21 protein-coding genes, 1 tRNA gene and 1 pseudogene are annotated in these 22,042 nt (G+C 49.7%); 13 read left to right on the top strand and 10 right to left on the bottom strand.

Going from position 1 to position 22,042, the window contains the following annotated elements; genetic code table 11:
- Positions 1 to 16: 16 nt before the first annotated feature.
- On the bottom strand, positions 17 to 772 hold the full coding sequence (gene gloB, locus FH968_RS18815; RefSeq protein ID WP_139882280.1) for a hydroxyacylglutathione hydrolase: 756 nt from the start codon (positions 770 to 772) through the stop codon (positions 17 to 19).
- 36 nt (positions 773 to 808) lie between these two features.
- On the opposite strand from gloB, the gene FH968_RS18810 reads away from it, so the two are divergent.
- Positions 809 to 1,576: a class I SAM-dependent methyltransferase gene (locus FH968_RS18810; RefSeq protein WP_139882279.1), complete on the top strand. Its 768-nt coding sequence runs from the start codon at positions 809 to 811 to the stop codon at positions 1,574 to 1,576.
- Here the strand turns inward: FH968_RS18810 and rnhA are convergent.
- Positions 1,524 to 2,099, bottom strand: coding sequence for a ribonuclease HI (rnhA, locus tag FH968_RS18805; RefSeq protein ID WP_189389223.1), 576 nt, complete (start codon positions 2,097 to 2,099; stop codon positions 1,524 to 1,526). The two genes, FH968_RS18810 and rnhA, sit on opposite strands and share 53 nt — an antisense overlap.
- On the opposite strand from rnhA, the gene dnaQ reads away from it, so the two are divergent.
- Both dnaQ and FH968_RS18795 read left to right on the top strand, forming a co-directional pair.
- Entirely contained in the window at positions 2,053 to 2,784 is a 732-nt protein-coding gene (dnaQ, locus tag FH968_RS18800; protein WP_139882277.1) for a DNA polymerase III subunit epsilon, read from the top strand. The two genes, rnhA and dnaQ, sit on opposite strands and share 47 nt — an antisense overlap.
- A gap of 133 nt (positions 2,785 to 2,917) precedes the next feature.
- Positions 2,918 to 2,994, top strand: a tRNA-Asp gene (locus FH968_RS18795).
- A gap of 44 nt (positions 2,995 to 3,038) precedes the next feature.
- Here FH968_RS18795 and FH968_RS18790 read toward each other — a convergent pair.
- A complete protein-coding gene (locus tag FH968_RS18790; RefSeq protein ID WP_139882276.1) occupies positions 3,039 to 4,535 on the bottom strand; it encodes an NCS1 family nucleobase:cation symporter-1 in 1,497 nt (498 codons plus the stop codon).
- Between the two features lie 223 nt (positions 4,536 to 4,758).
- On the opposite strand from FH968_RS18790, the gene FH968_RS18785 reads away from it, so the two are divergent.
- A complete protein-coding gene (locus tag FH968_RS18785; RefSeq protein WP_139882275.1) occupies positions 4,759 to 5,496 on the top strand; it encodes an aspartate/glutamate racemase family protein in 738 nt (245 codons plus the stop codon).
- A gap of 31 nt (positions 5,497 to 5,527) precedes the next feature.
- The gene (puuE, locus tag FH968_RS18780; protein WP_139882274.1) at positions 5,528 to 6,484 is read left to right on the top strand and encodes an allantoinase PuuE; all 957 of its coding nucleotides are present in this window, start codon (positions 5,528 to 5,530) and stop codon (positions 6,482 to 6,484) included.
- Positions 6,485 to 6,522: 38 nt separating this feature from the next.
- Here puuE and hpxZ read toward each other — a convergent pair whose 3' ends face one another.
- The 4 genes from hpxZ to FH968_RS18760 are packed head-to-tail and all read right to left on the bottom strand — an operon-like array spanning position 6,523 to position 10,079.
- A complete protein-coding gene (gene hpxZ, locus FH968_RS18775) occupies positions 6,523 to 6,906 on the bottom strand; it encodes an oxalurate catabolism protein HpxZ (RefSeq protein ID WP_139882273.1) in 384 nt (127 codons plus the stop codon).
- Positions 6,907 to 6,911: 5 nt separating this feature from the next.
- Positions 6,912 to 8,297, bottom strand: coding sequence for an AtzE family amidohydrolase (locus FH968_RS18770; RefSeq protein WP_139882272.1), 1,386 nt, complete (start codon positions 8,295 to 8,297; stop codon positions 6,912 to 6,914).
- Positions 8,294 to 8,482 carry an oxalurate catabolism protein HpxX gene (gene hpxX, locus FH968_RS18765; RefSeq protein WP_139882271.1) on the bottom strand — a complete coding sequence of 63 codons (189 nt, stop codon included), beginning with the start codon at positions 8,480 to 8,482 and terminating at the stop codon, positions 8,294 to 8,296. The genes FH968_RS18770 and hpxX overlap by 4 nt, the downstream gene beginning before the upstream one ends.
- Before the next feature lie 10 nt (positions 8,483 to 8,492).
- Positions 8,493 to 10,079 carry a gamma-glutamyltransferase family protein gene (locus FH968_RS18760; protein ID WP_139882288.1) on the bottom strand — a complete coding sequence of 529 codons (1,587 nt, stop codon included), beginning with the start codon at positions 10,077 to 10,079 and terminating at the stop codon, positions 8,493 to 8,495.
- A 116-nt stretch (positions 10,080 to 10,195) separates the two neighbouring features.
- Here FH968_RS18760 and FH968_RS18755 point away from each other — a divergent pair, with 116 nt between their 5' ends.
- From FH968_RS18755 to uraH, 5 genes and pseudogenes are all read left to right on the top strand, one after another.
- The gene (locus tag FH968_RS18755) at positions 10,196 to 11,035 is read left to right on the top strand and encodes a MurR/RpiR family transcriptional regulator (protein WP_139882270.1); all 840 of its coding nucleotides are present in this window, start codon (positions 10,196 to 10,198) and stop codon (positions 11,033 to 11,035) included.
- 190 nt (positions 11,036 to 11,225) lie between these two features.
- Complete coding sequence (locus FH968_RS18750) at positions 11,226 to 12,467, top strand: alanine--glyoxylate aminotransferase family protein (RefSeq protein ID WP_139882269.1); 1,242 nt, start codon at positions 11,226 to 11,228, stop codon at positions 12,465 to 12,467.
- Positions 12,467 to 13,723 (top strand): annotated as a pseudogene (gene hpxK / locus FH968_RS18745) (allantoate amidohydrolase); the annotation flags it as partial. The gene FH968_RS18750 and the pseudogene hpxK, both read left to right, overlap by 1 nt.
- Positions 13,718 to 14,221: a 2-oxo-4-hydroxy-4-carboxy-5-ureidoimidazoline decarboxylase gene (uraD, locus tag FH968_RS23925; protein ID WP_223271342.1), complete on the top strand. Its 504-nt coding sequence runs from the start codon at positions 13,718 to 13,720 to the stop codon at positions 14,219 to 14,221. The pseudogene hpxK and the gene uraD, both read left to right, overlap by 6 nt.
- The gene (gene uraH / locus FH968_RS18740; RefSeq protein WP_139882267.1) at positions 14,218 to 14,553 is read left to right on the top strand and encodes a hydroxyisourate hydrolase; all 336 of its coding nucleotides are present in this window, start codon (positions 14,218 to 14,220) and stop codon (positions 14,551 to 14,553) included. Before uraD ends, uraH begins: the two co-directional genes overlap by 4 nt.
- A gap of 5 nt (positions 14,554 to 14,558) precedes the next feature.
- Here uraH and FH968_RS18735 read toward each other — a convergent pair whose 3' ends face one another.
- Together FH968_RS18735 and fadE are read right to left on the bottom strand one after the other, a co-directional pair.
- The gene (locus FH968_RS18735) at positions 14,559 to 15,326 is read right to left on the bottom strand and encodes an amidohydrolase (protein WP_139882266.1); all 768 of its coding nucleotides are present in this window, start codon (positions 15,324 to 15,326) and stop codon (positions 14,559 to 14,561) included.
- Positions 15,327 to 15,427: 101 nt separating this feature from the next.
- Positions 15,428 to 17,872, bottom strand: coding sequence for an acyl-CoA dehydrogenase FadE (fadE, locus tag FH968_RS18730; protein WP_139882265.1), 2,445 nt, complete (start codon positions 17,870 to 17,872; stop codon positions 15,428 to 15,430).
- 214 nt (positions 17,873 to 18,086) lie between these two features.
- On the opposite strand from fadE, the gene lpcA reads away from it, so the two are divergent.
- Both lpcA and FH968_RS18720 read left to right on the top strand, forming a co-directional pair.
- On the top strand, positions 18,087 to 18,668 hold the full coding sequence (lpcA, locus tag FH968_RS18725; protein WP_139882264.1) for a D-sedoheptulose 7-phosphate isomerase: 582 nt from the start codon (positions 18,087 to 18,089) through the stop codon (positions 18,666 to 18,668).
- 67 nt (positions 18,669 to 18,735) lie between these two features.
- Positions 18,736 to 19,503 (top strand): class II glutamine amidotransferase, encoded by a 768-nt coding sequence (locus tag FH968_RS18720; RefSeq protein WP_139882263.1) that lies wholly within the window; start codon positions 18,736 to 18,738, stop codon positions 19,501 to 19,503.
- Here the strand turns inward: FH968_RS18720 and dpaA are convergent.
- The gene (gene dpaA / locus FH968_RS18715) at positions 19,474 to 20,211 is read right to left on the bottom strand and encodes a peptidoglycan meso-diaminopimelic acid protein amidase (RefSeq protein WP_139882262.1); all 738 of its coding nucleotides are present in this window, start codon (positions 20,209 to 20,211) and stop codon (positions 19,474 to 19,476) included. The genes FH968_RS18720 and dpaA overlap by 30 nt on opposite strands.
- Positions 20,212 to 20,695: 484 nt before the next feature.
- On the opposite strand from dpaA, the gene FH968_RS18710 reads away from it, so the two are divergent.
- Positions 20,696 to 22,039 carry a Na(+)-translocating NADH-quinone reductase subunit A gene (locus FH968_RS18710; protein ID WP_139882261.1) on the top strand — a complete coding sequence of 448 codons (1,344 nt, stop codon included), beginning with the start codon at positions 20,696 to 20,698 and terminating at the stop codon, positions 22,037 to 22,039.
- Positions 22,040 to 22,042 lie beyond the last annotated feature (3 nt).

Here is a 22,042-nt window from a genome sequence, read left to right as displayed (position 1 = left end):
AACACAACCAGAAAATTCAGAAGCTATCTTTCTTTGACCGTAACCAAGCAAATATCTGCTGTGGTTGTTGCAAGTTTGTTTCTTTGTTTATTTTTTCTTTTAAATCAATATTATCTGTTCTAAGGAATAAATTTATTTTTCGCTCATTTTCCAAAGAACTAGGTAGTGTTGAGTGGTTTTTTGAGCGTAACTCCTTAACTTTTCGACAGTATCGGTTTAACTCTTCATCGTCAGGAAGGATTGATAAGGAAAATTTCACATTTGAAAGGGTGTATTCATGCGCGCAACAAATTAATGTCTCGGCAGGGAGTTTGTTAAGCTTTTGAAAAGAATCAAACATATTTTCTGCAGTTCCTTCAAAAAGCCTACCGCAACCACCAGAAAACATTGTGTCGCCACAAAAAAGATAAGGATCACAATAAAAACAGATATGTCCTAAAGTGTGACCGGGTGTGGCAATAACGGTAAATTCATACTTCAAAATATTGACCTTATCACCCTCTCTGACTACCCGGTTCGTTCCCTTATCTTGAGTTTCCTCAGGGCCATATACCACAAGGCCTGGATACTTTTTGAGGAGTTCTTTTACTCCGCCAACGTGATCATTGTGATGGTGAGTCAGTAAAATGGCTTCTGGCTGCCAGTTCTTCTCTTCAATAGCTTTTAACACTGGTTCCGCTTCGCCAGGGTCTACGATGATGCATTTGCCCTGGTCATTATTCAGAACCCAGATGTAGTTATCCTGGAACGCGGAAATACTGTTAAGATTCATAATTCAACCTCTCTGAATTGCGCTAAGAAGGTAGTGATGAAACCGGCAAGGATACCTGAAAACTTCATTTCACCGCATCATTGGGGAGAATTGCCCTGGGGCGAGTACTATCGTGAAGCTTTGGAAAACCAACTTCAGCCTTGGCTTGCTAAAATGTTTGGTTTCCATCTGCTAAAGATAGGTAACTTAAGCGCTGAAATTAATACCGAAGCTTGCGCTATTTCACACCAGGTTAATGTCGCGCTGCAAGGTGAGCGACTGCAGGTGAACGCGGATCCGCTTCATTTGCCCTTTGCTGCTAAATCTGTCGATGCATGTATGTTGGCTCATACATTGCCATGGTGCCAGGATCCTCACCGATTACTGCGTGAAATCGATCGCGTGTTGATTGACGATGGATGGATAATCCTGAGCAGTTTTAATCCAGTGAGTTTATTAGGCTTAGGTAAAGTAGTGCCATTTATGCGTAAACGTGCACCGTTTCGTTGCCGGATGTTTACGCCGATGCGTATGTTCGATTGGTTGGCACTGCTGAATTTTGAAGTGATGCACCAACGCAGTTTCCTGGTTTTACCCTGGAGTAAGCAAGGTGGGAGAATGCTCAGTACCCACCTGCCTGCGTTGGGATGTATGCATGTCATTGTAGCGCGTAAGCGAACTTTGCCACTTACGCTCAATCCTATGAAAAGCCGATCGGCGAAAACGCAAATTCGGTCAGCGGTAGGTGCAACCAGGCAATTTCGAGAAACAACTAAAGTTTCGTCGCCTCTGGCTGATAACCAACGTCCTCAAGAGTTGGATTAGATGCCGCTTCACGAGCAAGTTCATCACAGCGTTCGTTTTCAGGGTGACCGGCATGGCCTTTCACCCATTCCCAACTGATTTTGTGCTCACTCAACGCGGCGTCCAGTCGTTGCCATAAATCGACGTTTTTCACTGGTTTTTTATCTGCCGTTTTCCAGCCACGTTTTTTCCAGTTATGAATCCACTGGGTAATCCCCTGGCGCACATACTGGCTGTCGGTGCTAAGCACGATGTCACAAGGTTCGATTAACGCCTCAAGTGCGACGATAGCCGCCATCATTTCCATGCGGTTATTGGTTGTTAGGCGATAGCCAACACTAAAAATTTTTTCGTGCTGTTTGTAGCGTAAAATCGCACCGTATCCGCCCGGCCCCGGATTGCCGAGACACGAGCCATCGGTGAAAATTTCTACCTGTTTGCGCATCTCTGGTAGACTTCCTCTGATTAAAAAACCAAGTCTGACATAAACGAGCGCCATGAGCACAGCAATTACACGACAGATAGTCCTCGATACTGAAACCACCGGTATGAACCAAATCGGTGCTCACTACGAAGGGCATCGCATTATAGAAATCGGTGCGGTTGAAGTGATCAACCGCCGCCTGACGGGTAATAACTTCCATGTCTACCTCAAGCCTGACCGGCTGGTGGACCCGGAAGCATTTGGCGTGCACGGTATCGCCGATGAGTTTCTGGCAGACAAACCAACCTTTGACCAGGTTGCTGATTCGTTTATGGACTACATTCGTGGCGCTGAGCTCGTCATCCATAACGCATCGTTTGATATCGGGTTTATGGACTATGAGTTCAGTAAGCTCAAGCGCGATATCCCGAAAACCAATACCTTCTGCAAAATTACGGACAGTCTGGCACTCGCCCGTAAAATGTTCCCAGGCAAGCGTAACAGCCTTGATGCACTTTGCTCTCGCTATGAAATAGATAACAGCAAACGAACGCTGCACGGCGCACTGCTCGATGCCCAAATTCTGTCCGACGTCTATTTAATGATGACTGGCGGGCAAACTTCTTTGAAGTTTGCCATGGAAGGGGATATTCAACAGCGCGCTGGAGACAACGGAATTCAGCGGGTTGTACGTCATTGTTCAGGTGTACGCGTCATTCGCGCCAGTGATGTAGAACTGGAAGCACATGAATCACGGCTTGATCTCGTGGAAAAGAAAGGTGGAAGTTGTTTGTGGCGTATATAAAAACAGCATCAATGGCTTAAAAATCACCGTTTGGGCGAAATTAACGGCAAACGATTAGTTTTATAAGAAAAAACGTTGACGCTCATCGGCACAATACGTAATATCTGCCTCGTTCCCGACGGGGAACAAACGCGGAGCGGTAGTTCAGTCGGTTAGAATACCTGCCTGTCACGCAGGGGGTCGCGGGTTCGAGTCCCGTCCGTTCCGCCACAATCAGAAAGCCTGAATCAGAAATGATTCAGGCTTTCGTCGTTTTAATCCTTCGAAACAACAACTTGTCCGTTATATCCCACTGCATCAACCATTTTCTCAGTACGCGCCAACCAGCGGTAACAACCTGCACTCATGAATGCACCAATAAACCAGCTAAAGTTAGCCACTTCATGCAGCGATGGTATGAAGCTTATCGTCAGGCAGACTGCAACCGATGGCACGAGCGCAAGAATCGCTTTTGGATTGAATCCCCCTTTGTACCAATAACGGCTTTTGGGTGTGTCATCAAACAGGTCGTCGACATAAATTTTGCTGCGTTTAATGATGTAGAAATCAGTCAGTAGAATGCCGAACAGTGGCCCAATAAACGATCCCAATACATCAAGTGTGTAATGGATAAGTTCTGGTGACTGGAACAAGTTCCACGGAGTCAGCAGCACAGAACCCACAGCGGCAATCATCCCACCGGTGCGGAAGCTGATTTTTTGCGGTGAACAGTTAGAAAAGTCGAATGCGGGTGAAACAAAGTTCGCCACGATATTAATACCTATGGTGGCCGTAATCATGGTCAGTAAACCAATCGCCATCGCGAGGCTATTCCCCACGTGGCTTACGGTTTCGATAGGGTCGGTGATCATTTTACCAAACAGGGATTGCGTACCAGAGACGATGACAACGGTCACTATGGAGAACAGCAGAAAGTTGAACGGCAGCCCCCAGCGGTTACCACGGCGGATCTCTTTCATGCTTTTACCGTAACGGGAGAAGTCACCGAAGTTCAGCAGCGGGCCTGAAAAGTAAGACACAACCAGCGCGGCGGCGGTAAGCATCTGCCACGCCTGTTCACCTGAAGTGAGCTGTTTGCTGGCAAGCGTAAATGAAATTCCATCAAATCCTGTTTGATACAAAATCCAACCAGCTAGTGCCATCATCACGATATAAACCGCAGGGCCTGCAATATCTATGAATCGTTTAATGGCATTCATTCCATGCCAGAACACTATCGCTTGCAGCACCCACATAATGCCAAAGCAGACCCATCCGAGGTGCGAAAGACCGAGGAAATGCCCGGTAGTCATTGGCGCAAGTGAGGGCCAGAATTTAAGCATAACCAACATCAGGGCGTTGGCTGCCAGATAGGTTTGTATGCCATACCAGGCGAAGGCAATTAATCCACGGATCACCGCAGGAATATTGGCACCGAAAATGCCAAATGCCTGACGGCAAATTACTGCATAAGGCACACCCGCCATCTGGCTAGGTTTTGCTACCAGGTTTGCGCAAAGCTGCACGATGCAAATCCCGACCAGAAGGCAAAGTAGAACCTGCCAACTTGCCAACCCCAGCGTGAAGAAGCTGGCGGCCACCACATAGCCGCCCATGCTGTGTACATCTGACATCCAGAAAGAAAAAATATTGTACCAGGACCATGTCTGGTTGCGCGTTGGTGCCAGATCATCGTTACACAGACGTGGGCTGTACCCAGCGTTGGCGCTATCGGTCATGACGGCAGTGGTGTTGTGTTCAATATTTGGCATGAAATCTGCTCCTTTAAAAACAGATGCTGACGGAATGTCTGCAACTTTCGTTGCATTAACCAGGCCAGGTTTCATTTTCAAAGCAGCAATGGGTGTTTTACGGTTGGTTTGGGTGGTATGAAAGTTATATTGATGTAAATCGCGCATTGCTATGGTGCGGCTAATCATCACAATGCCCAGGAGTGGTGCTACACCGTAGGGTAAAAAGCAAACAGGAGTGAATATGACGAAACATTTGATTCAGGTTATTAACCCTAATACGAACGTGGCGATGACGCACACTATCGCGCAAGCCGCACGTAGCGTGGCGGCGCCTTCCAGTGAAATCATAGTGGTCTGCCCATCACAAGGGGTGGAATCTATAGAAGGGCATTTTGATGAGGCAATTGCTGCGATCGGTGTGCTCGAGCAAATCAAGCGCGGTAAAGAGCAGGGCGTAAGCGGCCATGTCATCGCCTGTTTCGGCGACCCGGGTTTGCTGGCCGCGCGTGAACTGGCAACCGGGCCGGTTATCGGTATTGCCGAAGCGGCGATGCATATGGCAACTCTTGTTGCGACTCGTTTTTCCATCGTTACTTCGTTGCCGCGCACCGTGATCATTGCGCGCCATTTATTACGCCAATATGGCTTTGAACATCACTGCGCAGCATTGCATGCGATCGATTTACCGGTACTCGCTTTAGAAGATGGCACGGGTCTTGCTCAGATGAAGGTACGCGAACGTTGTATACAAGCCATAAAAGAAGATAACAGCGGAGCCATCGTGCTTGGCTGTGGCGGTATGGCCAATCTTGCACGTGAATTAACTTCCGAGTTGGGTATTCCGGTGATTGATGGCGTCACCGCAGCGGTGAAAATGGTGGAATCGCTCCTCGCACTTGGGTTTGAAACCAGCAAGCACGGCGACCTCGCGTATCCGAATAAAAAGCCGTTATCAGGCTGCTTTAACATGCTGAGCTGATGTTCTGGCTCGGCTCATAAGGAACCGAACCATGAATGAAGTACCAAAAGCGAAACGCTATCACTTTACTGAGAACTATCCGCGTGACATGAAAGGGTACGCGGGTAAACCACCACATGCGCAATGGCCGAATAACGCGCGAGTTGCCGTGCAGTTTGTGCTGAATTTTGAAGAGGGTGGCGAAAACCACGTTCTGCATGGCGACAGCGGCTCTGAGCAATTCCTGTCTGACATCATCGGTTCCGCCAGTTTTCCTGACCGCCATATGTCGATGGATTCACTTTACGAATATGGTTCGCGAGCCGGGTTCTGGCGCATCCACAATGAGTTTCAAAAACGCGGTCTGACCATGAGTATTTTTGGTGTAGCGATGGCGTTGGCGCGCAATCCTGAAATCGTTGAAGCGATAAAAGCGGCGGATTATGACGTGGTGAGTCACGGCTGGCGCTGGATCCACTATCAAAATCTTGATGAAGCAACAGAACGCCAACACATGCATCAGGCCATCGAAATTCTGGAGGATTTGTTTGGCAGCAAACCGCTCGGTTGGTATACCGGCCGTGACAGCCCGAACACGCGTCGGCTGGTGGCAGAAAACGGCGGTTTTCTCTACGACAGCGATTATTACGGCGATGACCTGCCATTCTGGAGTGAAATCACGTGCAGTGACGGTTCCATAAAACCGCATCTGGTGGTGCCATATACCCTTGATGCTAACGATATGCGCTTTGCCACTGCACAGGGTTTTAATACCGCTGAGCAGTTTTATACCTACCTGAAAGACAGTTTTGATGTGTTGTACGAGGAAGGGGAAACGGCCCCGAAAATGATGTCTATTGGCATGCACTGCCGGTTATTAGGGCGGCCTGGTCGTTTCAGGGCGCTACAGCGTTTTCTGGATTACGTGCAACAACATGACGACGTGTGGATTTGCCGCCGGCAAGATATTGCCGAGCATTGGGTGAAGAAGCATCCATTTAAGGGATGATTTGCATAGCGGGTGAAACGTTGTTTACCCGCATAGTTTTAGCCCATCATGCTGACGTGTGCCGCGACAATCCGCCAACCATAGGGGAACTTCACCCATGTTTGCATTTGGCGACCAATTTTATCACTGCCTTCACGGGTAAATTCAGTGCTGGCAACCGCCATGTCATCGCCATAGGTTGTGATGGTGGTATTTTGCAAAAGCCTTTCCAGCCCTTGTGACGAACGGGTATTTCTGAATGCTCTGATCTCTTCGATCCCATACAGATTTTCCGAAGCGCCATAGCGAACGGTGCGAGCATCAGCCCAAAATAACTCATCTAACACCGCAACATCGTTGCTCATTAGCGCCTGTTCGTAGCGGTAAAATGCAGCACTCACCTCATTGACGATTGCCGGGCGATCAATATTGTCACGCATCATAATATTTACCTTACCTGGTGGGTTTTCCCAACCAGCATACCCTGTATTTCAAGTAGATGGGCAGCCTGCAAGCAAATATCTTCCCGCCATGGCGGCGCAATTAATTGTACGCCAATAGGATTACCGTTTGTCGTCACTAACGGTACCGTGACTACAGGTAAACCGAGGAAGGAAATAGGTTGTGTCAGCATCCCCATACTGGCTTTTACAGGTAAATCTGTACCGTTAATACGCATGATTTGCTGGCCAATCAGTGTGGCACTCGTTGGTGTTGCTGGGGCAATAAGAAGATCATATTTTTCGAAAAGCGGTAGCGTTTTATCGCGAAACCATGCACGAAAACGTTGTGCCTGAGTGTACCAGGCTGACGGTGTCATTGCGCCAGCCAAAAGACGCTCGCGGGAATTGAATTCAAAGCGTTCTGCATGTTTACGCAGGGCAGGCAAATAATGATTCCCACCCTCCGCAGCAGAGAGCAAAAATGCCGCCGAGCGAGCTAATTCTGCTTCTGGCAATGCAATGCATTCGAGGGCTTCAAGTGAGTGCGCCACTTTTGCCACTGCGACTTTGGCATCATCATCACACCAGCTATTAAAAAAACCACCTAACACCGCGCAGCGGAAATGAGTGCTCTGTTCGAGTTTATCGGCGACTGGTTCAATACCTCGAGTTGACTGAAAATGATCAGTGGCGTCACTTCCCTGAAGTGCATCGTATACACGGGCTAAATCATCAACGTTATGGGCAAGTGGGCCGATATGGTCGAGGCTGGCCACGAAAGGCTGGCTGCCGCTGCGCGATAGTCGTCCGAATGTCGGTTTGAGTCCGAACACACCACAAAGAGACGCAGGAACACGAATTGAGCCGTTGGTGTCTGTGCCCAAGGTAAAATTCACCATTCCGGCGGCCACAGCGGCTGCGGACCCACCAGATGAACCTCCCGCAATTCTCGCCAAATCGTGCGGGTTTCGGGTTGCTCCGTAATGGTTATTTTCAGTAGTAAACCCGTAGGCGTAGGCATCCATATTCAGTGCGCCTGAAAGCATGGCTCCGGCCTTGTTCAGTTGTTTGATGGCGAAAGCATCTTCGCTCGCGGGTGGTTGCATACTAAAAAGCTCCGCGCCAGCAAGCGTTGTTATACCTTCAATATCAAAGAGATTTTTTACTGCGTAAGGTACGCCAGCTAAAGGTGGTAATGCTTCTTTGCTTGCTCGCCGTTGATCAATGACGCGGGCTTCTTGCAACAAACGCTGGGTGGTGATTTCAGTGAAAGCATTAATCTCAGGATTAGATTGCTCTATTTTGGTCAGCGTAAGTTGCGCCAGTTCCTGGGCTGAAAACTCGCCGCAGGCTAATCCTTGCTGAATTTCACCAATGGATAATAGGTTCATAATTTATAAACACCGGCGACTTCCTGGCGTTGGGGCAGCGGAAAATCCAACAGGGGTTCAGCCAGTGCAGCCATGCGTGCTAATTGCACTTCAAGCTCTTTACGGCGTGTATCATCAAGTGGAACGTTGAGGAGTTGCTCCATTAACTGGATGTAAGTGGGCCAGTCGATAGGTTTTGCTGTCATCTTTTATTCCTTAAAATCCTGCGGCGCTGCCGTTGCTGCGTGGGTCGTACGCACCTTCAAGCATGCCGTTAGTGTGGCGAACAATGGCGCCAGCATGGCCAACCGCTTCGCTAAAATCAGGCAAGGCTTCTACGTTGTGGCCTAACTTACGCAGGGCTTCAAAGGTTTCGGGGCTAAATCTGCCTTCTAATTTCAGGCTGTCCGACGCTTGTCCCCATGTTCTACCCAACAACCAACGCGGGGCGGTAACAGCCTCCTGTAACGGCATACCCTGAATCACATGGCGAGTAAAAATGGCTGCCTGAGTTTGCGGTTGTCCATCGCCTCCCATCGAGCCATAAACCAAGGTTCTCCCATCGGCAAGGCGCGCTGCTGCTGGGTTAAGGGTATGGAATGGTTGTTTACCAGGTGCAAGGCTTAACAAGCTTTCAGGTTTGAGGCTAAACGCTGCGCCGCGGTTTTGCCAAAGTACGCCGCTTTTGGGTAGCACCACACCGCTACCAAACTCGTGATAAATACTTTGAATAAACGAAACTGCCAGGCCGCTGCTATCAATCACGCCCATCCAGACTGTGTCACCTGGGCCTTTGCCGGTTCCCCAGTCAGCGGCTTTGGTGTCATCAATTTCAGCGGCCAGTGCGGTGAGCGGCGCGGCCTCCAGCAGGCTTTGAATCGAAGTGGTGATATGACGTGGATCGGTGATGTATTGATCGCGCAACGTAAACGCTTTTTTGGTGGCTTCAACAATACGATGTACCGTTTGTGTCTCATCGGCTTGCGCCATATCCAGATTATCGGTGATCCCAAGAATGGCCAGTGAAACCAGCCCCTGAGTGGGTGGCGTCATGTTGTAAATGTCCCCCTGCTGGTGGCTCAGATGCAGAGGAATACGGCGTTTAGCGTGTTGAGCGGCAAGATCTTGCAAATTTATGGGCAAACCTAAATCAGCGAGCTCTTCGGCTATTAGCGCTGCGAGCGGCCCACGATAAAAACTATCAAGTCCTTCAACGGTTAAACGGGTCAATGTTTCGGCTAATCGCGGCTGAGTGAAGCGACTACCTGCTCGTGGGATCTCACCCCTTTCTAAAAAGGTATCAGCAAAACCAGCAACATTGGCCAGTTCGTCATATTTGCTATGAGTTGCCAGCACCTGAGATTGTGTGACTGGGATACCATCTGCCGCATAGCGAATGGCATCGGCCAGTAATCGAGACAGCGGTAATTGGCCGCCACCCAGTTGCGCGGCTATTTTTAGCGCCTCGTCCCAACCGCTGAGAGTACCAGGTACGGTAAGCGCGGATTTTGGCCCGCGATGAGGAATAGATTGCTCACCTGCGTAATACTCCAGGCTGGCGAGGGAGCCCGCAGCACCGCTGGCGTCAATCGCAATGGGTTCGCCCTCTGGCGGTACAATTAGCCAGAAACCATCACCACCAATGCCATTCATATGGGGATATACCACGGCAATCGTTGCCGCAGCCGCTACCATCGCTTCGATTGCATCGCCGCCGTGCCGCAATACGGATAATGCGGTTTCACTGGCCAAATGGTGCGGGGTGACGGCCATGCCGGAAGGTGCCATATTGCTTTGCATCATCATTTTATCTCTCAGAACGGAAGCCTGGGGTTATCTCTAAGCAAGAGATGTTCCAGGTTGACGCAGTGAGTTTCACTGTGCCAGTCTCGGGTGAAACAAAAGTTACAGAGGTCGCAATGAAACAATTAGATGAGCGCTTGAGAGCGACATATGAGCAGCTTTCTCCGCAAGAACAGCGTGTTGCTGCGTTTATCGTCGATCATTTTGACGACCTGATTAGCTACAACAGCGCCGAACTCGCCCGCCTTTCTGGTGTATCGAAGGCCACAGTAAGCCGTTTGTTTAAACGCCTCGGTTATGACCGTTACAAAGATATGCGCGAAGAGCTGCGTGCCCTGCGCCAGAGTGGGATGCCGTTGACGGAAAACCGCGATGCGGTACAAGGTAACACGTTATTAGCACGGCATTACAAACAGGAAATGGCTAACCTGACACAGTGGGTCAGCCTGCTTGATACGCAACAGTTTGCCGATGTCGTCACGGCGCTCACTACCTCAAAACGCATTTTTATCATTGGATTAAGAAATTCATGGCCTGTCGCTATGCACTTGCGTCAGCAATTATTACAGATTCGTAGCGATGTCTACTTATTGCCGCAACCAGGCCAGACGCTGGCTGAAGACGTGGTGGATATCAGCGAACAGGATTGCGTTGTTGCTATCGCTTTTCGTAGGCGACCGCGCATTATCAAGCCGCTGCTGGCAAATCTGCATAAGCGCCAGGTTCCATTGTTGGTGATGAGTGAAGCACACGGTTCGGGACTGACGCCATACTGCCGCTGGCACTTTGCGACGCCGCTCGATAGCGTTTCAGCGTTCGACAGTTACAGCAGCGCGATGAGCCTGGTGAATCTGTTATCCAACGCCGTCCTGCATGAGGCATTAACGACAGGCCGCCAGCGTATTCATCATATTGCAGAATTGTATTCTGAACTTGATGAGCTGGAACAACGTTAACGCATCTGCATGGTGCATTTGCACACATTCTGGGAATCATTTTGGTTCATCGGGCAGGAGTAGTGAGCGCAAAATGTTAACCACAGCACTGACATTTTCTTTCTTTGTCGTTAGCGAAAATGAATGGCACATTAGTTGCAAAATGTTTTAATAAGAATCTTTTGTTTCATGATGAATTAAAGGAAATGCCATGTTCGATATTCAGCACTTCACGCAAATTAATCCGCCGCATCGTTTATTAATGGGGCCAGGGCCAATTAATGCCGATCCTCGCGTTTTGCGGGCTATGGCGAGCCAGTTGATTGGGCAGTACGATCCAGTCATGACCGGTTATATGAATGAAGTGATGGTGTTGTATCGTGAGCTTTTCCGCACACAAAACCGTTGGACGATGCTGGTGGATGGGACTTCTCGTTCAGGCATCGAAGCCATTCTGCTGTCGGCCATTCGTCCTGGAGACAAAGTTCTGGTGCCGGTATTTGGGCGTTTCGGCCATTTGTTGTGTGAAATTGCGCGGCGTTGTCGTGCTGAAGTCCACACCATCGAAGTGCCATGGGGTGAGGTCTTTACTCCAGATCAAATCGAAGATGCTATCAAAACCGTTAAACCGCGTTTGCTGTTGACAGTTCAGGGCGACACTTCCACCACGATGCTACAGCCGCTAGCTGAACTGGGTGAAATCTGCCGTCGCCATGGTGTTCTGTTTTACACCGATGCGACTGCATCATTCGGTGGCAATGCCCTGGAAACCGATACTTGGGGGCTAGACGCTGTCTCTGCGGGATTGCAAAAATGCCTCGGTGGCCCGTCAGGCAGTTCGCCGATAACTCTCAGCCCGCAAATGGAAGAGGTGATTCGCCGCCGTAAATGTGTGGAAGAGGGTATTCGTACTTCTGCGCATCAGGATGGTGATGACGAGATGATCTACTCGAATTATTTCGATCTTGGCATGGTGATGGATTACTGGGGGCCAGAACGACTGAACCACCACACCGAAGCGACAAGTATGCTATTCGCCGCCCGTGAATGTGCTCGCATTATTCTGGAAGAAGGGCTGGACGTAGGGATCGCACGCCACGAACTACACGGGCGTGCGCTAGTCGCCGGGATCAAGGGAATGGGATTGGAGACCTTTGGTAACCTTCAGCACAAAATGAATAATGTGCTGGGTGTTGCGATTCCGTCAGTGGTTCACGGCGAAGAAGTGCGCAAAATGCTGCTGGAAGATTTTCATATCGAAATCGGCACCTCGTTTGGCCCATTGCAAGGCAAAATCTGGCGTATTGGCACGATGGGATATAACGCGCGTAAAGATTGTGTACTGCAAACACTCACCGCGCTTGAAGCGGTGCTTAATCGCCTGGGTTTTAAAACGACACAAGGGGCTGCGATGCAGGCCGCGTGGGATGTCTATGCTCTGGAAATTCGCTAATGGTAAAACATGTGATGAGTGCAACGCAGGCCAGTAATGCTGCACGCCGCGTAATGCAACGAGCAGATGAACTGGCTGAAATTAGCGAAACGCCAGGCCAGGTCACGCGCGTTTATCTTTCACCTGAACATCTGCGTGCTAATTATTTGGTTGCCGGTTGGATGGAACAAATCGGGATGACCACCTGGCAAGATGCGGTGGGCAATATTTGTGGACGCTATGAAGGAGCAAGGGAAGGCGCTCAGGCCATTTTGCTGGGCTCGCATCTGGACACAGTACGTAATGCCGGGCGTTACGATGGCATGCTCGGCGTGTTAGCTGCGCTGGAAGTTGTCTCGTTCTTGCATCAACACGATATTCAATTAGAGCAAGCAATTGAAATCGCCGGTTTTGGCGATGAAGAAGGTACGCGTTTTGGCATCACGCTATTAGGCAGCCGTGGGATTACCGGTACCTGGCCTGATAATTGGCTGGAGTGCGAAGATGCTGCGGGTACGAATGTGGCGCAAGCGTTGGTCAATGCAGGTTTTGATCCCTCACGTATTCGAAGTGCTGCCCGAAGTGCGGAAGAGTTTAGTGCCTACCTTGAGTTACATATTGAGCAGGGGCCAGTGTTAGAGCAGGAAAACCTTGCGTTGGGTGTAGTGACAGCGATCAATGGCGCTCGCCGTTTGAAATGCAGCTTCACGGGTGAAGCAGGGCATGCAGGTACGGTGCCGATGATGATTCGTAAAGATGCTCTCGCTGCTGCTGCTGCCTGGATAACCTACGTTGAAAGTGCGACTGGTGCATACAGCCCGGACATTGTTGCAACCGTGGGTACACTGCAATGTTTACCTGGGGCTGCAAACGTCATTCCCGGTGAAATTCAACTTACGCTGGATATCCGCAGCCCTCGGGATTCTGATCTTGAAGAGTTGCTGGAAAATTTATTAAGCGAGGCGCGCCGAATAGGTGCTCAACGTGGCGTCGATTTCAGTGCGGAAACTTACTATTCGATTCGCGCCACACCATGCGACGCCAGTTTGCAGCAGCATTTAAGTTCAGCAGTAACTGCTGTGCAGGGGCGGAGTTTATCTCTACCAAGTGGCGCGGGGCATGATGCCATTGCGATTGCACAATGCTGGCCCGTAGGGATGCTGTTTGTGCGCTGCGGGCGTGGAATTAGCCATCATCCGGCAGAATCGGTGATTGAAACAGATGTGATGCAAGCCGTGCAGGCATATGTGCAGACGGTCATCGCTCTGGCTTTGAAAAACACACTGGCTGAGTTTAACGATGCGCCAGAAAACGAAGCTCTTAGCCTGGTGGCATCTTGCGTTGCAATTACAGCCTGGGCTGAAAGCCTGGTCGCTGCGCGTCCTTACCAGACGGTTGACAGGTTAATGCAACATGCTGCGCAACTGACTCTTGCCTGGAAAAGCACTGAGCTGAATCAAGCGCTTACTGCACATCCACGTATTGGCGAGAAAGTGCAAGGCGATGGTACAGACGCGGAAATGTCTAAAAGGGAACAATCCTCTGTTGATACGCAAAACAGCGCGTTAACGCTCGCGCTGGCGCAAGGTAATGCAAAATATGAGGCTCAGTTTGGGCGAGTATTTTTGATTCGCGCTAAAGGGTGCAGTGGTGACGAAATCCTCAGTGAGCTTCATCGCCGTCTGAATCATTCCCCTGCGCAAGAAGAGTTTGAGGCGTTGGAACAACTACGCCAAATCACGTTATTACGCCTGGAAGGAGTGTTTGCACAATGAGTCAGTTGAGTACGCATATTCTTGATACCGCATTGGGGAAACCGGCGGTAGATGTGGTGATCCGGCTTGAACAGCAGATTGGTGAAGACTGGGAAGTTATTGCACAAGGTGTGACTGATATTGATGGGCGATTGAAAGATTTCGGTCTGGAGCGACTTGCTGCGGGGCGTTATTGCCTGACGGCAGAAATCGGCCAGTATTTTGCTGCAACGCTAAGGGAAACTCTGTATCCCAGTGCGCAAATTGATTTTGTTATCACGCAAAACGGCGGGCATTATCACCTACCGTTTTTGATCTCCCCCTGGTCGTGGTCGACATATCGGGGGAGTTGATGGCATTACAAACTAAACGGATCGGCGTCTTGCCAGGCTGGGAATTTCTCGCGGTATTCCTGCAACGCAATTAGCGATAAGTCAGCGTCAAGGCGCATCGCCTGGTGGGCTTCGCCATTTGCCAGAATTTCGCCCTGCGGGTTAATAATCTTGCTGTCGCCACGATAATGATGCCCGTTGCCATCGGTGCCGACACGGTTGCAGCCCGCAACATAGGCCTGATTTTCAATGGCGCGGGCGACCAACAAGCTTTGCCAGTGCAGGGAACGCGGTGCTGGCCAGTTAGCCACATATAACGCCAGATCATAATCGTTGCGATTGCGTGACCACACCGGGAAGCGTAAGTCGTAACAGACCTGCGGTAAAATGCGCCAGCCACGCCATTCAACTACAATGCGATCCATGCCCGCCTGGTAGTGATGGTGCTCATCAGCCATGCGGAATAAATGGCGTTTATCGTAGAAATGGACTTTGCCATCGGGTTGGACCAGAAGAAAACGGTTCACAGCCCCGCGTTCGGTTTGCAGTGCGGCGCTTCCGGCAATCATTGCCTGAGTTTGCTGTGCTTTAAACTGCATCCAGTCAATCACTTCTTCTTCAGCAAGCGACTGTTTGGCTGCCTCCATCGCAAAACCCGTGGTGAACATTTCTGGCAAGATAATCAGGTCGCGGCCATGAATATCATCCAACAGCACATCGAAGTGACGTAAGTTTGCCGGGCCGTCCATCCAGACCAGCGGTTGTTGCAGAACGGTAATTTTCAAACCAGACACAATCGGAAGCCTCATCGATAAGCAGTATTCTATTCACTTTAGCATGAGTTAACTGGCTTTTGTTGGGCAATAAAAAACCCCGCGAGCGGGGTTTTAGAGGCTTATGCAGCTTCAATTTTACGATGCTTTTCCGGCACCTTTACCGGCATAGTTGCCAGTTCCTCCGGCTCAAACTCATCGACATTGATACTGCGCAGGCGGCTTGCTTCGGCTTTGATGAGGATAGCCGCTTCGTCTGCGTTGATTTTACCTTCTTCCAGCCACTGTTTAGCTTGCTCATCAAGGCGAGTGAATGACAGATTGCGACCCGTTTCCTTGCAGATACGCAGGTGAATTGGCTCGGCGGCCATCACGTCCATCAATGCTTCTTCCAGCAAACCAGCAGGGTTGAACTCGCTTGGCGTCAGGTACTGACCACGACCAATGCGTGAACGAGTAGCTGATGGGATCTGCATGATCTTCGCCAGTTTATGGTCCAGTTTGTCCGATGGAGCATCGTAACGGCGGCCAAGCGGGAAGATAACCACACGCAGCATGCCGGCTACAAACGCATTTGGGAAGTTGCGCAGCAGATCGTCAATCGCTTGTTCTGCCTGATACAACGCATCCTGAACACCCCAATGAACCAGTGGTAAATCAGCTTCGTTACGGCCTTCGTCGTCATAGCGTTTCAGTACTGAAGACGCGAGGTAAAGCTGGCTCAACACATCCCCCAAACGGGCAGAGATGCGTTCACGACGCTTGAGGCTGCCGCCCAACACTGCCATTGATACGTCTGACAGCAACGCCAGGTTGGCGCTCAGTCGGTTCATATATTGGTAGTAGCGTTTGGTGGAGTCTTTGGTCGGTGTGGCGCTGGTCAAACCGTTGGTCAAACCGAGCCACAGGCTGCGCATTTTATTGCTACCAACGTGACCGATGTGCTTAAACAGCAGCTTATCGAAGGCGTTGACGTCATTATTTTGCGCCGCAGTCATTTCATCAAGAACGTAAGGATGGCAACGAATCGCACCCTGGCCGAAGATAATCATGCTACGTGTCAGGATATTCGCGCCTTCTACGGTAATGGCAATTGGTGCACCTTGATAAGCACGCGCCACAAAGTTGGAGTTACCCAGCATGATGCCTTTACCGCCGACAATATCCATTGCATCCAGGATGGCGCGCTGGCCGCGATGGGTACAGTGGTACTTCACGATAGCTGACAGAACGGCTGGTTTTTCACCGAGCATAATGCCGTAAGTCACCAGTGATGCCGCGGCATCCATGACATACGCATTACCCGCAATACGTGCCAGTGGCTCTTCAATCCCTTCCATTTTACCAATAGAGATTCTGAACTGACGACGGATATGGGCGTAAGCACCCGTTGCCATCGCGACTGATTTCAGACCACCGGTCGCGTTAGACGGCAGGGTAATACCTCGGCCAACAGACAGGCACTCCACCAGCATACGCCAGCCCTGGCCTGCCATTTTCGGACCGCCAATGATGTAATCAATAGGGACGAAAATATCTTTGCCGCGTGTTGGTCCATTCTGGAATGGCACGTTAAGTGGGAAGTGGCGCTTACCAATTTCCACGCCAGGTGTGTGAGTTGGGATCAACGCACAAGTAATACCAAGATCTTCTTCATCACCCAGTAAATGTTCTGGGTCTGAAAGTTTGAATGCAAGGCCTAAAACCGTGGCGATAGGTGCCAGCGTAATGTAGCGCTTGTTCCAGGTCAGACGCATACCAAGAACTTGCTGACCCTGCCATTCGCCCATGCAGACGACGCCGGTATCCGGAATCGCACCCGCATCGGAACCCGCTTCCGGGCTGGTCAAGGCAAAGCAAGGGATTTCTTGCCCGCGAGCCAGACGCGGCAGGTAATGATCTTTTTGCTCTTCGGTACCGTAGTGTTGCAGCAATTCGCCAGGGCCTAATGAGTTAGGTACCCCAACGGTGATCGCCAGGATCCCAGATACGCCAGAGAGTTTTTGCAGTACGCGAGCCTGGGCGTAAGCGGAGAATTCCAGGCCGCCGTATTCTTTCTTAATGATCATCGCGAAGAAGCGATGTTCTTTCAGATATGCCCATAGCTCTGGCGGCAAGTCTGCCATTTCGTGTGTGATTTGGAAGTCATTAGCCAGGCGACAAGCTTCTTCAACAGGACCGTCAATAAAGGCTTGTTCTTCTTCGGTTAGTTTTGGCTGCGGATAGTTATGCAGTTTTTCCCAGTCAGGTTTGCCGCGGAACAGATCACCTTCCCACCAGGTAGTACCCGCTTCGATCGCTTCTTTTTCAGTACGCGACATCGGTGGCATAACTTTACGGAAGCTGCGGAATACTGGAGCGGAAATCAGGGATTTACGCATTGGCGTAAAGATAAACGGCACCAGAATAATTGCCAGTGGAACCAGTAGCCATATAGACCAGAGACCAGCAAAACCAAGCGCTGCCGTCCACACCAGCAAAATCGCGCTACTGAGCAGTAAATTGACCTGGTGATAGAAAAGCACACCGAGGAGAACAACCGTTGCAACAATACTCAAAATCAACATAAAGGAAACTCCCTTGCTTGTAGGAGGTCTGACCACTTGGATATATTTGTTTTAGTTCATGTGGTTTTTTTTAGCAATATGTTCACAAAATAATTACAACCTTGCTCACATTGTTAACGCAAAGAACAGCAAAAGCAGGAGGATATGGCGCTTCTCGCGCTATCCGGTAAACTGCTTAGGTTTACTCAATCGAAAAATACTGAAGGACATCCTCATGTACCAGGATCTTATTCGTAACGAATTGAATGAAGCGGCAGAAACGCTGGCTAACTTCCTGAAAGATGACGCTAACATTCATGCAATCCAGCGCGCGGCGGTACTGCTGGCTGATAGCTTCAAAGCGGGTGGCAAAGTTTTATCTTGCGGCAATGGTGGCTCACATTGTGATGCCATGCATTTTGCTGAAGAACTGACAGGTCGCTACCGTGAAAACCGTCCGGGTTATCCGGCTATCGCGATTTCTGATGTCAGCCACATCTCTTGTGTCAGTAACGATTTTGGCTACGACTATATCTTCTCTCGTTATATTGAAGCGGTAGGGCGTGAAGGCGATGTGTTACTGGGGATCTCCACTTCAGGTAACTCCGGCAACGTTATCAAAGCGATTGAAGCTGCACGTGCTAAAGGCATGAAAGTCATCACCTTGACCGGGAAAGACGGCGGCAAGATGGATGGTAGCGCGGATATCGAAATTCGTGTGCCACACTTCGGTTACGCTGACCGTATTCAGGAAATTCACATCAAAGTGATTCATATCCTGATCCAACTTATCGAAAAAGAGATGGTCAAGGCTTAACCTGGTCATTCCCTCTCCCACCGGGAGAGGGTTAGCTGAGAGTGGGTTCAAGTGGTGGGAGGTTAAGATGTGCGAACTGCTCGGGATGAGCGCCAATGTACCAACGGATATTTGCTTTAGTTTTACCGGATTGGTGCAGCGTGGCGGAGGAACAGGGCCGCATAAAGATGGCTGGGGAATTACCTTCTATGAAGGTAAAGGTTGCCGTACGTTTAAAGATCCACAACCCAGCTTTAACTCACCCATCGCTAAGTTAGTGCAGGACTATCCCATCAAATCGTGTTCTGTGGTGGCGCATATCCGTCAGGCGAATCGCGGAAAAGTCGCGCTAGAAAATACGCACCCCTTCACGCGTGAGTTATGGGGGCGCAATTGGACCTACGCTCACAACGGTCAACTTAAAGGTCATCGCTCTCTCGACACTGGGCCATTTCGTCCGATTGGCGAAACTGATAGCGAACAAGCATTTTGCTGGCTGCTTCATAAGCTAACCCAACGTTATCCACGAACCCCTGGCAATATGCAGGCGGTGTTTCGCTATATCACTGAACTTGCAGTGGAGTTGCGTGAGAAAGGCGTCTTTAACATGTTGTTGTCTGATGGGCGTTACGTGATGGCGTTTTGCTCTACCAATTTATATTGGATAACCCGTCGAGCCCCATTTGGAGTGGCAAAGCTGTTGGATCAGGATGTGGAAATCGACTTTCAAGAAGAGACCACACTCAATGATGTGGTCACTGTGATTGCTACACAACCTCTTACCGGTAACGAAACCTGGCACAAAATTGCACCAGGCGAGTCGGAATTATTTTGTCTCGGGGAGCGTGTAGTTTGACGCCAACTGCGGTTGTGTTGTCGGCGCAACCGGCTTACTTATCACATAATTCCCGCCGATAACTGAAACCCCCGGCGGTTGGTGATTCGCCGTAAAGTAGTCATAACCTGGTTTCAGTTGTTTCCAGAAGTTGATGTAGTAAGAATACTTGTGGCGTTGCATGTTAGCGTCCGTCATACGGAACGGGTAGATGCTGACTTGCACGCTTGGTTGGCCGAATACCAGTGCACCAGTTACAAACTGGAAAATCTCATCAATGTTGTTGTCAGTCATGGCATAGCAGCCAATAGACACACAAGCACCGTGAATCATCAGATATTGCCCTTGATAACCATGAGAACGATCAAATTCGTTCGGGAAGCCAATGTTAATGGCTTTATAGAAACGGCTATCAGGTTTTAGCTGGCTACGGCTCACATTATAAAAACCTTCAGGGCTTTTAAAATCACCCTGACGTTGTTTAGGACCTAGCCCACCGGAATAGTTACAGATCTTATAGCTGTCGAGCAGTTGATACTGTTCGCCCATCTTCACATATAACTCTAGCGTGCGCTCTTCCTTAAATATCTGAATATAAACAGGAGAGCCCATAAGTTGTTGCTTGAATTCTTTACTGACAGGCGCGGCTGACGTGTTGCCGCTCAATAAGCTGGCAAACGACATGAACGGCATCAGAAGCATCGCAATAACGAGTGCGATCTTACGCATACTGCTTTATTCCTTGATAAAACTTATACCAAATGCCAGGACGGCAAAAAGAGACCCGAAATCAGAATACTCTGGATTAGGAGCGCTCACATTAGCATCGTTCTGAATTTTCGCAAGCTTGAATAGAAACGTTTTCAGACATATTTAGCAGTTAGGTAATATGTAAGCAAACCACAAGAGTCAGCTTTTTGCGTAACAGCTCGCATTGCTGCATATCACTGTGCTGATTTCTGCCACTTTTGAGGCCTAATGATGCTAAAATCCTCTGCGAATGTTGACCTGCGGATAAGAATGGAAACTTTCCTTAAGTCAGTTGTCCCGTTGTTCTGGGCGACTTAACTCTCCCTCTCGCAATAGTGAATGGATGCGTTTCCTTTTTTCATCTGCCTTATATGTCACATCGGTTGAACCGTGTTTCGACCCATCCGTTGTCGGCTACAGTTTTTGTCGGTATGTTTAAGCCAATTTTAAACGTGATAACCTTATGATAAAAATCAAAAAAGGTCTGGATTTGCCTATTGCCGGTCTGCCGGAACAGCAAATCCATGACGGTCCAGCGATACCTTTAGTGGCTCTACTCGGTGAAGAGTATGTCGGTATGCGTCCCTCCATGCTGGTGCAGGAAGGCGACAAGGTATTGAAAGGTCAGCCTCTCTTCGAAGATAAAACAAATCCAGGTGTGTTCTTTACCGCACCTGCAAGTGGAACGGTGGCTGCGATTAATCGTGGTGAACGTCGTGTACTGCAATCTCTGGTTATAGAGGTTCAAGGTGATGAGCAGGTCGTTTTCGAACGTTTTGCTCCGGAAAACCTTGCCAAGTTGGCACGTGAAACCGTTCAGGCGCAATTGTTGGCTTCTGGATTATGGACAGCGTTTCGTACACGGCCTTTCAGTAAAACTCCGCAACCTGCCAGTGTTCCTGCCGCTATTTTTGTCACGGCGATGGATACCAATCCACTGGCCGCCGATCCGCAACCGATTATTCGCGCACATCGCGAAATGTTTGATGCGGGCTTAATGTTGTTATCCCGACTGACCGACGGAAAAGTCCATGTTTGTCAGGCTGGTGGCGGTAAGTTGGGCGGCCATAGTGCAGGGCAAGTCGCTTTTAATGAATTCGCAGGCCCTCATCCTGCTGGCTTAGTGGGTACACACATCCATTTCCTGGAGCCAGTCAGCCTGCAAAAAACCGTATGGCACCTTAACTACCAAGATGTGATTGCCATCGGGAAACTGTTTGTTGAAGGTGAATTGTGGACTGAACGTGTCATTGCGTTAGCCGGACCACAGGTTAAAAAACCACGTCTAATTCGGACTCGTTTAGGCGCTTCGCTGGAAACGCTTACGGCGGGTGAACTCGAAGACGGTGAAAACCGTGTCATTTCTGGTTCCGTGCTAAGTGGAACAATTGCTGCCGGCCCACGGGCCTGGCTCGGTCGTTTCCATTTGCAGGTCACCGTTCTGAAAGAAGGGCGTGAAAAGGAATTGTTTGGTTGGGTAATGCCTGGCGCCGATAAATATTCGATTACGCGTACCACTATCGGTCACTTCCTGAAGCATAAATTATTTAACTTCTCAACAGATACCAATGGCGGTGAGCGCTCCATGGTGCCAATCGGCAACTATGAACGTGTTATGCCACTGGATATTCTGCCAACGATGTTATTGCGCGATTTACTGGCGGGAGACACAGACAGCGCTCAGGCGTTGGGATGTCTGGAGTTGGACGAAGAAGATTTGGCGCTTTGTACCTATGTTTGCCCTGGGAAATATGAGTATGGCCCGGTGCTACGCGAGGTATTAACCCGCATCGAGCAGGAAGGATAAGTC

The organism is Buttiauxella sp. B2, from assembly GCF_006376615.1.
Lineage (GTDB): Bacteria > Pseudomonadota > Gammaproteobacteria > Enterobacterales > Enterobacteriaceae > Buttiauxella.
This window is presented reverse-complemented; position numbering and strand designations above follow the sequence as displayed.